Annotated in this window: 12 protein-coding genes, 1 pseudogene and 1 riboswitch; all 13 genes and pseudogenes read left to right on the top strand. The window is 40.8% G+C overall.

All coding sequences use genetic code 11. The annotated features are described in order from the left end of the window. The first annotated feature begins 211 nt into the window (after positions 1-211). Entirely contained in the window at positions 212-1,702 is a 1,491-nt protein-coding gene (locus tag AC0VX7_RS21655; RefSeq protein WP_475425857.1) for an ATP-dependent helicase ComFA, read from the top strand. Then, positions 1,699-1,908: pseudogene (locus tag AC0VX7_RS21650) on the top strand (double zinc ribbon domain-containing protein); the annotation flags it as partial. The gene AC0VX7_RS21655 and the pseudogene AC0VX7_RS21650, both read left to right, overlap by 4 nt. Before the next feature lie 45 nt (positions 1,909-1,953). Beyond that, positions 1,954-2,415: a ComF family protein gene (locus AC0VX7_RS21645; RefSeq protein WP_475428218.1), complete on the top strand. Its 462-nt coding sequence runs from the start codon at positions 1,954-1,956 to the stop codon at positions 2,413-2,415. A gap of 41 nt (positions 2,416-2,456) precedes the next feature. Further along, positions 2,457-2,852: a TIGR03826 family flagellar region protein gene (locus tag AC0VX7_RS21640; RefSeq protein WP_475428217.1), complete on the top strand. Its 396-nt coding sequence runs from the start codon at positions 2,457-2,459 to the stop codon at positions 2,850-2,852. A gap of 76 nt (positions 2,853-2,928) precedes the next feature. Further along, a complete protein-coding gene (gene flgM, locus AC0VX7_RS21635) occupies positions 2,929-3,195 on the top strand; it encodes a flagellar biosynthesis anti-sigma factor FlgM (RefSeq protein WP_475425856.1) in 267 nt (88 codons plus the stop codon). A 56-nt stretch (positions 3,196-3,251) separates the two neighbouring features. Next, the gene (locus AC0VX7_RS21630; protein WP_475425855.1) at positions 3,252-3,722 is read left to right on the top strand and encodes a flagellar protein FlgN; all 471 of its coding nucleotides are present in this window, start codon (positions 3,252-3,254) and stop codon (positions 3,720-3,722) included. A gap of 18 nt (positions 3,723-3,740) precedes the next feature. Next, positions 3,741-5,291 carry a flagellar hook-associated protein FlgK gene (flgK, locus tag AC0VX7_RS21625; RefSeq protein WP_475425854.1) on the top strand — a complete coding sequence of 517 codons (1,551 nt, stop codon included), beginning with the start codon at positions 3,741-3,743 and terminating at the stop codon, positions 5,289-5,291. 10 nt (positions 5,292-5,301) lie between these two features. Continuing rightward, positions 5,302-6,192: a flagellar hook-associated protein FlgL gene (flgL, locus tag AC0VX7_RS21620; RefSeq protein WP_475425853.1), complete on the top strand. Its 891-nt coding sequence runs from the start codon at positions 5,302-5,304 to the stop codon at positions 6,190-6,192. Positions 6,193-6,253: 61 nt separating this feature from the next. Next, complete coding sequence (locus AC0VX7_RS21615) at positions 6,254-6,844, top strand: DUF6470 family protein (protein WP_475425852.1); 591 nt, start codon at positions 6,254-6,256, stop codon at positions 6,842-6,844. A 14-nt stretch (positions 6,845-6,858) separates the two neighbouring features. After that, positions 6,859-7,293 (top strand): flagellar assembly protein FliW, encoded by a 435-nt coding sequence (fliW, locus tag AC0VX7_RS21610; protein ID WP_475425851.1) that lies wholly within the window; start codon positions 6,859-6,861, stop codon positions 7,291-7,293. 14 nt (positions 7,294-7,307) lie between these two features. Next, the gene (gene csrA, locus AC0VX7_RS21605; RefSeq protein WP_475425850.1) at positions 7,308-7,526 is read left to right on the top strand and encodes a carbon storage regulator CsrA; all 219 of its coding nucleotides are present in this window, start codon (positions 7,308-7,310) and stop codon (positions 7,524-7,526) included. 146 nt (positions 7,527-7,672) lie between these two features. Continuing rightward, positions 7,673-8,842, top strand: coding sequence for a flagellin N-terminal helical domain-containing protein (locus AC0VX7_RS21600; protein WP_475425849.1), 1,170 nt, complete (start codon positions 7,673-7,675; stop codon positions 8,840-8,842). Positions 8,843-8,935: 93 nt separating this feature from the next. Beyond that, positions 8,936-9,023: riboswitch (cyclic di-GMP riboswitch) on the top strand. Between the two features lie 56 nt (positions 9,024-9,079). Beyond that, a complete protein-coding gene (locus AC0VX7_RS21595; protein WP_475425848.1) occupies positions 9,080-12,784 on the top strand; it encodes an OmpL47-type beta-barrel domain-containing protein in 3,705 nt (1,234 codons plus the stop codon). Positions 12,785-12,804 lie beyond the last annotated feature (20 nt).

Here is a 12,804-nt window from a genome sequence, read left to right as displayed (position 1 = left end):
GTTTTTATATTATCCACAAAATCATCCACTTATCAACAAAACTCCCAAGTTACTAACAGCGGAAATAACCTCATCACTAACTTACCCACAGATAAAAGCGGTATCAATTTCCTTTTCCTCAATTTATAAATACTTATCAACAAGCTAACCCACATTATCAACAATAATTCCACATTATCCACATAATAATCCACAAAGGCTGTGATTAATCATGAAATTTTTATTGGAAGACGGCAAAATTATCCCCACGATGAAGTTCAATGGCAAGTCATATGTTATATCCAAGCTTCCTGACATTCCATCAGTCCCGAGGAATCTATCGTTTATTGCTAATCCTGATTTGCAAAAGATGCTGGCAGGGAAGCAGCTTCTGGTCGATGAGCTGCCGTTTTCTTTGAAGGAAATTCATCAACATTATGAGCATGGGTATTTAGTTTACCGTAAAGGGCTGGAGATAAATGATAAAAAGCTGAAGTGTGAAAGGTGCGGAATTACAGACCAAGCTTCTTTTGCTGAATATCCTTGTTCACGTTGTGGCGAAATAGATGTGTACTGCAGGAAGTGTGTAATGATGGGCAGGGTGAGTGGCTGTACACCACTGATTAGTGGGGTAGGGCCTGCTCCTGAGTTTACTGTCCTAGCATCTTTGCTGGACTGGGATGGCCAGTTATCAGAAGGACAAAAGATAGCCTCCGGTCGAGTGGTTGACGCTGTTGAAAACTTTTCAGAGCTGCTTGTTTGGGCGGTGGCAGGTGCCGGCAAGACTGAAGTATTATTCGCTGGAATAGAGAGGGCTTTATCCACAGGAAAGCGAGTGTGCCTGGCTACTCCTCGGACTGATGTTGTTTTGGAACTCGCCCCACGTTTGGGAAAGGTCTTTCCGAAGGTGAAAATTGCCGCATTGTACGGTGGAAGTGACGACCGTCATGAATATGCTCAACTAACGATCACAACCACCCACCAGTTACTCCGCTTTTACAAGGCATTCGATGTAATCATTATTGATGAAGTGGATGCCTTTCCTTACTCCGTTGATGAAACCCTTCAATACGCAGTTGAACAATCGAGAAAACTACAATCCACACTCATCTACCTTACAGCAACACCAAGCCAGAAATGGCAGCGAGAATGCCGTTTTGGAAAAAGAGAGTATGTTACTATACCAGCCCGATTTCACCGTCATCCATTATCAGTCCCTAAGTTTGAATGGATTGGGAACTGGGAGAAAAAGCTTTCTAAAGGAAAACTGTCGGTGAATTTCATTAAATGGGTTGAAGCTCGCCTTGTGAGTGGTAAACCAGCATTGGTATTTGTTCCAAAAATATCCTCTATGGAAAAAATTCTTCCTCTACTTCGAATGCTACACCCCCTCATCGAATCAGTCCATGCTGAAGATCCTGAGCGAAAAGAAAAAGTAATGAAAATGCGCCAAAGAGAAATCCCGGTTCTGCTTACAACAACCATACTCGAACGTGGTGTAACCATTCCGAATATCGATGTAGCCGTGATTGGTTCAGAGGATAGAGTGTTTACTGAGAGTGCCCTCGTTCAAATTGCCGGACGTGCTGGAAGAAGCTCTGGGTTTCCTACAGGTGATGTCACTTTTTTTCACTATGGAAAAACAGAAGCTATGGTAAAAGCGAGAAACCAAATCATCAAGATGAATAAGGAAGGGATAAGGAAAGGGTTGATTGATGTATGAAACTTTTGAGTGGCAATCATTGTCTATTGTGTGATGGAAAAATAGAATCAGAGTTTACTTGGAAAAGTTTATTTACTCACGACGTGCATGATAGGCTCTGTCAGCAATGCGCTGAAAGGTTTGAGCGCATTAGTGGTGAGACATGCGATATTTGTGGAAGACCCTTTGTTTTATTGGATGCGGAGTATCGGAGCGAGGAATTATGCCTGGATTGCAGACGCTGGGAGGAAGACGAGTTCTGGAACGGGAGTTTGGATCAGAACCGATCGTTGTATAGCTACTCTAGTTTTAACAAAGAAGTCATTGCTAGATTTAAATTCCGAGGGGACTATGTTCTAGCAGAGATTTTTGCTGAGGATTTCTTAAAAGCAATGCAAGCTTTCCAATATGATTACATCGTTCCAATACCTTTAAGTGAAGAACGACTTTATGAACGTGGCTTCAACCAATCCGAGGCAATTATTAGGGCGGCAGGTCTAGAACCAACACACTTATTGTCGAGGGTTCATACTGAAAAACAATCGAAGAAATCAAGAGTAGAGAGGATTCATCTTGATCAGGTTTTCAGAGTGGATTTGGTTCATGATTTAAGGGGTAAAAAAATCTTGATTGTTGACGATATATATACTACAGGCTCAACACTCCGACATGCGGCCAGGCTGTTGAAGGAAAATGGAGCAGACAAGGTGTACTCGCTAACTTTGGCACGTTGAGCAGATATGATAAGAATAGAGGAGGAAGGACATTGGAACTCGTGAATTGTCCTGATTGCGGAGAAATCTTCGTTAAAAATAAATTTAGAGATACCTGTGAAAAATGCTGGAAAGCAGAGCAGAACGCATATGATACTGTTTCGAAGTTCATGAAAAAAAGGGAAAACCGTACTGCGACCATGCTTCAGGTTGTAGATGCAACTGGAGTTTCGGAAAAATTAATCTTAAAGTTCATTAAAAATGGCAAGCTGCAGATCGCTCAATTCCCGAACTTTGGATATCCTTGTGATAAATGCGGGTCGATTATACGTACTGGCAGACTGTGTGGATCTTGTGCCGAGGCAATAAAGTCTGACTTGCAGATCCATGAACATGAAGAGCAGCGTAAAAAAGAAATTGCCAACCGACCTGCGACTTTTTTCACCCATAGAGATTAGGCAGAAAGATTTATTAAATATCTCTTTTGGCTTGCCGATATTACTAATAGAATCGTTCTGAAAGCGAGGGTTAGACATGAAAATAAACAATATAGGCCCATCAGGGATCAATCCATATAAACGCCAGATGAACAAACTAGATGCAGCAGCAAGTATGCAAAACAAGAAAGCTGATAAAGTGGAGATTTCTTCAACTGCAAAGGAAATGCAGCAGCTTTCACAAGTATCCGTTCAGCGCCAGCAAAAGGTAGAAGAGCTGAAGCTTCAGGTTGAAAACGGTACTTATAAATTGAATCCTAAAGAAACAGCTAAAAGCATCATTAATTTTTATCATAATAAATAGGGTGAATACTCGTCTTTCTGGCGAGTGTTTCTTTATGCCTAGAAGGAGGGCAGTTCATGTCTGCTGAATCACTTGTTGGTATCATGAATAAAATGTTCAAATTGCATAAAAGCCTTTACGAACTGACCGTGAAGAAAACGGATATCGTGAAAAAAGGAGACACGGCTGCCCTCGACCAGCTTTTGAAGGATGAACAGGCGCATGTAGTTGCAATCAATAAGCTGGAGCAAGAGCGGCTGGCAATTTCAAGTGCAATAATCCCTGCTGCATCATTGCAGGAAATAGCAGAGGCAAATCCAGCAGAGAAAGATCAGCTTTTGACAATCAAAGAAGCACTGGTAGAAGTCATTTCAGAAATAAAGGCCCTAAATGAACTGAATCAGCAATTAATCCATCAATCACTGCAATTCATCAATTTTTCAAAGAGCCTTGTGATGCCGCAGGAGAAGGAGTTCAATTACGGACCTCCTGCCGGCAAGAAAGCAAAGCCTGGTCAATCGCCGGGAATGTTCAACTCAAAAGCATAATATTTGGAGGAACGAAAAATGCGTTCAACCTTTATGGGATTAGAAACAGCGCGCCGCGGAATGTTTACGCAGCAGAGCGCTTTACATACAACAGGACATAATATTGCCAATGCCAATACTCCAGGCTTTTCACGCCAGCGTATTAATTTCGCTCAAACTGAGCCATATCCTTCTGCTTCTTTAAATCGGCCGCTCATCCCTGGTCAAGTTGGAACAGGTGTGAAAGCAGAGTCCGTTCAAAGGGTAAGAGAGGGTTTCCTGGATACACAATATCGAAATGAAAACAACAAACTGGGTTATTGGGAAAATCGTGCGGAAGCTCTCAGGAAGATGGAAGAAATATTAAACGAGCCTTCCGAGGAAGGCCTGGCTAATACCATGGATCAATTCTGGCAGTCCATGCAAGACCTTGCAGTTAACCCAATGAATGCTGGGGCACGAGCGGTAGTTCGACAGAGGGGAATTGCGGTTGCCGAGACATTTAACTACCTCCATAATTCCCTGTCATCCGTCCAGAAGGATTTGCAAAATGAAGTCTCTGTTGGCGAGAAACAAATTAACTCCTTGTTAAGTCAGTTGAATGAAGTAAACAATCAAATAGGCAGGGTTGAACCGAACGGATATCTGCCTAATGATTTATATGACGAAAGAGACAGACTGCTTGATGAATTGTCAACTTTAGCTAACATCAAAACTGATTATGTCCCTTCTGGAGGAAATGCTCTCCCTATTTCAGAGGGAAAGGTAACAGTAAAGCTTATTAATGATTCAGGCAAGGAAATGGCTCATTTGCTGAGCTTAGGCGGATACAGTGAAGTTTCGATTAAATTTGATGGTGCAAATCAGTCTGTTAAGGCCCTCTCGGTCGGGAAGACAGCGATTGATGTCTCAGAGTTTAAATCAAACGGGAAAATTAGAAGCCTTATTGATTCATATGGTTATGAAGAGGGCGGCACTGTTAAGGGTATATACCCTAATATGTTAGCTGAACTAGATAATCTTGCATACACTTTTGCTGTGGAATTCAATAAGGTTCACGAAGCAGGAATGAGCCCGAATGAAATAAAAAATGGAACCGATTTGCAAATTTCATTTTTTAGTGACGCGGAATTGACTACGATATCCAGTCGGAAAGGATTTGCCGGGAGAATTGATATCTCAGCGGAAATCCGTGAAAGCTTTGATAACATCGCGACTGCTGATGGATTGGACCCTTCGAAAGCAACGGTTGGTGATTCGACCAATGCGTTGAAGCTTGCGAATGTCATTAATCAGAAATTTGATTTTGGACTTAAAAATGAACAGTCTGATTTCCGTAACTATTATGAAGGTGTTATAGGCGGAATGGCTGTATTGTCACAGGAAGCAGTACGCTTTGTGCAGAACAGCTCGACGTTAAGGCAGGCTGTGGAAAATAAGAGACAGTCTGTTCATTCCGTATCACTGGATGAAGAAATGAGCAATATGATTCAGTTTCAGCATGCCTATAATGCTTCAGCCAGGATGATCACTGTTACTGATGAGATATTAGATAAAATAATAAACGGCATGGGCGTCGTTGGCAGGTAGGTGAATGTAAATGCGTGTAACACAATCGATGATCTCAGCTAATTCTTTGAGAAACTTAAGTGAAAGCTATCGGAAGATGGGAAAGTCCCAGGATATGCTTTCAACAGGGAAAAAGATAACAAAGCCATCAGATGATCCCGTAGTGGCCATGAAAGGGATGTTTTATCGTTCTAACCTGACAGAGGTTGAGCAATATAAGCGGAATCTATCCGAACTTTATGTTTGGCTGGAAAACTCGGAGGCGGGCATTGAGCAGGCGAACAATGCCATGCAGAGGTTAAGAGAACTCACTCTTCAAGGAAAAAATGGAACGAACAGTGATGAAGATAAAAGGGCTATTGCCCGTGAAGTTGCACAATTAAAAGAAGGCCTTGTTGAAACTGCTAACACTAAGGTTGCTGGAAGGTATATTTTCCATGGAACTGATGTAACAAACCCGCCTGTCTCCGATGGAAATCCGCCTGTAGTTGCAGGCAATATGACAGACCCGTCTATAGATAATTACAGAGTAGAGGTTTCCAGAGGAGTTTCGATGAAGGCGAATGTTAATCCTGCAAATGTATTCAGCCAGGACCTCTTTAATGTCGTTAATTCGATACAAGAAAGCCTGGAGGGTACATCAAACGCCAGCCTGGATGACCTGTTGCTGCAGTTGGATTCTGTAATGGAAACAGTATCTGGAGAACGCTCGGATCTGGGTGCCCGTTACAACCGTCTTGAAATGCTCGATTCACGGATTGGACAGCAGGAAGTTTTGGCAACAAGGGTTCTGTCTGATAATGAAGATGCTGATATTGAAAGAGTTATAACTGATTTGAAGACGCAGGAAAGTGTTCATCGGGCTGCGCTTGGAGTTGGTGCTAGAATTATTCAGCCTACTCTATTAGACTTTTTAAGATAAAGCTATTCTGTTAAAGAATAGCTTTTTTTATAGATAAAAATACTTTGGGAGTGTGGTAACAATGGAGCTTCCGCAAATACGCATCGAATCCAGGATGGCTAAGATAGGGATGGAAACTGAAAGGGGAAAGCTTGAAATTAAGCAGGAACCGGCGGAACTTAGCATTCAGCAGCCAAAAGCAGAAATGGTTATTGAGAGAAAGTCAGCCAGGTTGACCATTGATCAGACAAAGGCGAGAGAAGACATGGATCTAAAGAATATTTCTAAGCGTATAGAAGAATTTGCAGAACAAGGCTATCAGGATTGGCTCGACGGACTTGGGAGGATGTCCCAGGATGGTGATGAATTGATGAAAATAGAAAATGGCTTTAATGCTATTCCGGATTTAGCCAAGAGAAACAGTGAACCGCCAATCTATGACTTTAATATTGGCTGGATACCATCACCTGGAAGTGTGGAAATCTCCTATGATCCAAGTGAAGTAAATATCCAATGGCAAACCCATAAACCCAATATAGACGTTAAAATCAATAAACCGATGATCAATTATACGCCAGATAAAACAAGAATCTTTATGCAACAGCCGCCTTCATTAAAAATAGATTTTGATAATCTCCGTTTTGTCGGAATCAATTACGAACAAACTATTTAAGGGAATGAATAAAAATGATAATACAAACTAAGTACCACGGAGAAGTAGACGTCCAAGAATCAGAAGCTCTTTACTTCGAAAGAGGTATTCCTGGATTTCCGGAAGAGAAAAGATTCTATGTTTTGCCCTTGTCTGAGGACAGTGTTTTTTTAATTTTACAATCAGCTATTTCATCTTCAATTGCTTTTGTAGTTGCTAATCCATTCAATTTTTTCAAGGATTATGATTTCATGCTGGAGGATTCTGTCCAAAAAGGACTTGGACTGGTTACAGCCGAAGATGTTTCTGTTTACGTCATCCTTACAGTAGAGGAGCCCTTTAATAAAACAACTGCCAACCTGCAGGCCCCGTTGATCATTAACAGAGAAAATAACAAAGGGAAACAGGTTATTTTGAATGACTCAAAATATCATACAAAACATCGAATTTTTCCTGAAAATGTTAAGTGAAAAGGGGTGATATCATGCTTGTACTGACTCGAAAAGATGGGGAATCAATTAAAATCGGTGATGATATTGAGATTACCATTATTTCTGCGAAAAACGATAAAGTTAAAATCGGAATAAAGGCCCCAGAGAATATTGATATTTTCAGAAAAGAAGTCCTTGACCAAATCGAGGTAGAAAATGAGAAAGCAACTAAGGATATTGGCAGCATGATTAATTTTTTGAAAAAAGACTAAAAAATATTATATTTTTTCATAAAAACTATTAAAAGAGTTTTTTTACAGACGATAAATTAAGTGTAAGAAGAATGGTGCGGCCGACCTATTCTTTCAAACTAATGTTCACATGGATGTGGACTCTAATTTCAAGGAGGAAATTCAAAATGAGAATTAATCACAATATCGCTGCTTTGAACACTTACCGTCAATTCTCTGGTGCTGCTAATGCACAGAGCAAATCAATGGAAAAATTATCTTCAGGTCTTCGTATCAACCGTGCTGGTGATGATGCAGCAGGTCTAGCAATCTCTGAAAAAATGCGCGGCCAAATTCGTGGTCTTGAAATGGGAGCAAAGAATGCTCAAGACGGCATTTCTCTAATCCAGACTGCTGAAGGCGCACTAAACGAAACTCACTCTATCCTTCAGCGTATGCGTGAACTAGCTGTTCAATCTTCTAACGATTCAAACACAGATGCTGACCGTACTGAGCTTCAAAAAGAAATGGATCAGCTAATCGAAGAAGTCGACCGTATCGGTAACAATACTGAGTTTAACACGAAGAAGCTTATCGACGGTTCCAAGAGCGGTGTTACAGAACAGCTTGGAAATGTAAATTTTGACAACCAAGGTGAAACTGCATTATTCACAGCTGTTAAAGCTACTACTGCTGCAGTAGCTGGAACTCCAGGTACAGAAGCAGATGAAACAATCAATGTTAAGATCACTGATTACGATGCTGCGGCTGACACTTATTCTTTAGAGTGGACTGCACAAGATGGACAGACAAACACTATTACTGGTGTTGCAGCTGCTGGTGGAGACCAGACTATCGCAACTTCTGGTGGTTCATATGTAGTAACTCTAGGAGCAGTAGGCGTTGAAGATATCGGTAAGGAATCTACTTTTACATCCCGTGCATCTGTTGAAGAATACAAGAACAACACTTTGAGCTTCCAAATCGGAGCTAACTCTTCACAAACTATGAACGTTGATATCAACGACATGAGAGCTTCTGCCCTTCACGTTGACAACATTGATGTTTCTTCAGCAGCAACTGCTGAATCTTCTATCTCTGCAATCAACAAAGCGATCGAAGATGTATCTGCTCAGCGTTCTAAGCTTGGTGCATTCCAAAACCGCTTAGAGCACACAATCAATAACCTTGGAACATCTCAAGAAAACCTGACAGCTGCTGAGTCTCGTATCCGTGACGTTGACATGGCTAAGGAAATGATGGAACAGACTAAGAACTCTATCCTTTCTCAAGCTGCACAAGCAATGCTTGCTCAAGCAAACCAGCAGCCACAAGGCGTACTTCAGCTTCTTCGTTAATCAGCATGACATAAAGAGAGATCTTATTTATAAGGTCTCTCTCTTTACTATCTCTATATAGGACTTTCGATGCCGTATTAAATAACTATTGAATTGTGAAAAAGGCAAATCATAGGAAACTATGAGACGCAAAGCCATGGGCCTGAACCAATGAAAAATTGGATGGCAGCCGGATACCACTTGAATTTTCAACTTGAATTTTCGGATGGCCTTTTTCATTAGAAAAAGGAGAAAAATATGATAAAAAAACTATCAGTGGTCATGATATTTATTATGACTTTTAATCTACTTTCCCCCTTAGCTAATATATTTGCATATGATATATTGACTCCAACAAACCTAAGGGAAAACCAGGCATATCCAGGAAACATCATCCTTGCATGGGATAAGGTAACTGGTGCGAGCGGTTATAAGATCTATGAAGTAAGCAACGGCCAGCAGACCTTCGTGAAACAGGTAAGTTATACGGATACAGAAACGACTGTTTTTAATGTGCCAGAAGGTAAATTTACCTATGCGGTGACAGCATTCAGGCAGACCCAGGAAACGTCACTGTCAAATACGGTTACTGTAGAAGTCATTTATCCTGAAATGCAGAAGCCTTTAAATCAAAAATACTCTATTACCAATGGTAACGACTATGTATTAACTTGGGACAAGGCAGTTTATGCAACAGACTATAATATTTATCGTGTAAGTGAAGGGAATAGAGAACTAGTTGGGACAACCAAGAACCTGACTTACACACTAGTGAACCACCCTGAAGGTAGTTACACCTATGAGATCACTTCCTATGTTGCAAGGTTCGGGGAATCTGTCGAGGGAACAAGACTGGATTTCAATGTTGTACACCCTAAGATGCAGTCGCCTATTGTCAATTATTCAGTACAAAACGGAAACGACCTGGTGTTTTCCTGGGTAAAAGTTCCTTATGCAACGAACTATAAAGTCTATGAAGTTATCAATGGACAGCGTGAGTTGCTAGCAACTACTAAACTTGCCACCCAATTAATTTCAAATGTGTCACAAGGCAGACATGTATATGAAGTTACAGCCCAAAGCGACCGTTTTGGTGAATCAGAAGTTCCATTCCGTATAGAACTAAATATGGTTCATCCAGAAATGAAGTCCCCAGCAAACTTCACCTACTCTTTTACAAATGTAAATGACATTAATTTGAGGTGGTCGCAAGCAGAGTTTGCGAACTCATATAAGCTTTACCAGATTATTGACGGCGAGAAAAAATTAATTCTGTCAACCTCTGCCTTGAATACGACATACAGAAACATGCCAGAGGGCCATTATATCTATGAATTGTCAACTGTATCTGACCGGTTTGGAGAATCCGCTTCAGTGTCCAGAATAGAGTTTGATCTTGTGCACCCGCTGATGAAAGCACCGGAGAATCTGAATCTAACTGTGCAGAACGGCAGTGATTTTGTGCTTCGGTGGGACGCAGTTGAGCATGCAACTGCATACAAGATTTATCAAATTAAGGACGGAGAACGGAAGCTCGTAAGCACTAAGACTGGCAATGCAGCAACTTTCTATAATATGCCAGAGGGTGAGTATATTTATGAAGTTACATCTTATAGTGACCGATTCGGCGAGTCACAGGATGCAGACAGACTTGAATATATATTGGGTTTTCCAGAGTTAAAAGCGCCAACTCTGACTGGAACAGTTGAAAATCGAAATGTTGTCATTCTCGATTGGACAAAGCAAGAGTATGTTTCCGGTTACAGAGTTTACGAATTAGTTGATGGTGTTAGAAAATTCATAGGAACTACAACAAGCCTGCAGTTTAAATTTAACGCTAACCCAGGCCAGCATGTGTATGAGGTAACATCGTATAATTCCCGTTTTGGCGAATCAGGATATTCAAACCAGGTTTCTCTTTACATTGAGCCTGAATTGACTGCGCCAGTTGTGAACAATCCGGCACAAACAAAGGATAATGTAACAATCAGCTGGGATCCTGTTTCAAATGGTGATTCCTACAATCTCTATGAAATCGTAAATGGGGAGCCCGTATTTATAGGCAATACCTCGGACAACACTGTTACGATAAACAACCCTCAACCAGGAGAACATGAATATTGGATCGTCCCAGTATCAGAATCAGGCACCGAAGGAGATGCATACACTTCGGTTAAGGTTGTCGTTGAGGAGACAGATACTACTGCACCTGTTACAGTTTCTAATTTTGCAGAGACATGTTCGAGAGAAGCAGTTACCCTGACACTGACTGCTGCTGACGCTGATTCTGGAGTGGATAAAACCTATTATTCAATCAATGGATCTGATTATATTGAGGGGTCAATCATTGTCTTGACTGAAGAAGGGAACCATCTTGTTTCTTTTTACAGTACAGATAAAGCCGGAAATATTGAAGAAGCAGTCACCCAGGAAGTTCATATCGATAAAACAGCTCCTGAAACAGTGTCAAACTCAACTGGTAAATGGACAAATAAAGAAACGGTTATAAACCTAACTTCCAGTGACGATCTTTGCGGAGTTGAAAAAACCTTCTATTCCATTAATGGATCAGATTTTATAGAGGGAGAAAGTGTTTCTCTATCAGCAGAAGGAATCCATGAGATCTCTTTCTACAGCATTGATAAAGCTGGGAATGAAGAGGAAATTAAAACGGCATTAGTAAAGTTGGATACTACTGCTCCAGAAACTGAGGCAGCAGTTAATGAGGCTGATTTTACAGTAGAGTTAAACGCTGATGACAATCTTAGCGGTGTTGGCAAAACCTTTTACTCTGTCAATGGAAGCAGCTATTTCGAGGGCAATGACTTCCAGCTGAAAAACGAAGGTTTACATTTAATCCGTTACTATAGTGTAGATAATGCCGGGAACATTGAAGAAGCAAAAATCAAAACTGTTCTGGTTGACAAAACTGCACCTGTAACAATATCTGATATTACGGATAGCTGGTATCAGGACCAAGTAACTGTTACCTTAAGTGCAACGGATAATTTGTCTGGTGTTTCAAAGACTTATTACTCTGTTGATGGCTCGACATTTACTGAGGGGACCAGCTTCGAGTTATCTGATCAAGGCGTTTATGAAGTTTCGCACTATAGCGTAGACAATGCAGGAAATGTTGAAGAGGTGAAAACCGGAACTGTCAGGATTGATACGGAAGCACCTAAAACAAAATCCGACATTGAGGATAAATGGCATAAGGGCGAAGTTGAGGTAAGTCTTTCTGTAACTGACAACCTGAGCGGTGTTGAAAATACCTTCTACTCTGTCAATGGATCTGAGTATCAGGAAGGAACATTGTTTGAACTTACTGAAGAAGGAATCCATGAAGTATCTTACTATAGTGTGGATAAGGCTGGAAATAAGGAAGCGGTCATAGCTGAAGAAGTTTCGATTGATAAAACAGCTCCAACTGTAAATTTTGAATCTAGTGATGAATACAAGCTAGGTGATTCTATCATCTTTGATTATCAGGCTCTGGATAACCTGTCTGGTATTGCTTCAGAAGAGGTTATTGTTAACGGTATGCCATTCAGTAAGGGAGATACTCTGACTTTTGACCAAGCCGGAAAACACGAAATCCAGATTATCGTAACTGATAACGCAGGATGGTCTACAACCGTGAAAAAAACTGTAGAGGTTTATATTCCGGTCAATCTCGAAGTTTTACCTAGAGTCATGCTAGGCAACAAGGGAACCTTTACTGTTAAAGCATCATTCCCTCACGGAATGAAGGGTCACTTTGATCTTTTGACTGCAACTTTAAATGGAGTCCCTGCTCTTAGTGATCAAAAGGGACTGTTCCAACAAGCTAAGCAGGGCCAATTTAAATTTGATCGTCCAGATTTTGATTGGAATCAAGACTATGTGTTTGTTGAATTTAGGGCCTTGGTAGATGGAAAGCTTGTTAAAGGAAGTACGTATGTAAAAGTTCTAGTAAAATAAAAGTTTGTGGGTGACCTATC

The organism is Mesobacillus sp. QJM3NY_10, from assembly GCF_056173465.1.
The sequence above is the reverse complement of the archived record's forward strand: the minus strand, read 5'-3'. Positions and strand labels throughout refer to the sequence as shown.

Excerpts from the sequence above, each read along its gene's own strand:
- flgL (WP_475425853.1), top strand. The coding sequence starts at position 5,302 with ATGCGTGTAACACAATCGATGATCTCAGCTAATTCTTTGAGAAACTTA.
- flgK (WP_475425854.1), top strand. The coding sequence starts at position 3,741 with ATGCGTTCAACCTTTATGGGATTAGAAACAGCGCGCCGCGGAATGTTT.
- AC0VX7_RS21655 (WP_475425857.1), top strand. The coding sequence starts at position 212 with ATGAAATTTTTATTGGAAGACGGCAAAATTATCCCCACGATGAAGTTC.
- AC0VX7_RS21630 (WP_475425855.1), top strand. The coding sequence starts at position 3,252 with ATGTCTGCTGAATCACTTGTTGGTATCATGAATAAAATGTTCAAATTG.
- flgM (WP_475425856.1), top strand. The coding sequence starts at position 2,929 with ATGAAAATAAACAATATAGGCCCATCAGGGATCAATCCATATAAACGC.
- AC0VX7_RS21615 (WP_475425852.1), top strand. The coding sequence starts at position 6,254 with ATGGAGCTTCCGCAAATACGCATCGAATCCAGGATGGCTAAGATAGGG.
- AC0VX7_RS21595 (WP_475425848.1), top strand. The coding sequence starts at position 9,080 with ATGATAAAAAAACTATCAGTGGTCATGATATTTATTATGACTTTTAAT.
- AC0VX7_RS21600 (WP_475425849.1), top strand. The coding sequence starts at position 7,673 with ATGAGAATTAATCACAATATCGCTGCTTTGAACACTTACCGTCAATTC.
- fliW (WP_475425851.1), top strand. The coding sequence starts at position 6,859 with ATGATAATACAAACTAAGTACCACGGAGAAGTAGACGTCCAAGAATCA.
- csrA (WP_475425850.1), top strand. The coding sequence starts at position 7,308 with ATGCTTGTACTGACTCGAAAAGATGGGGAATCAATTAAAATCGGTGAT.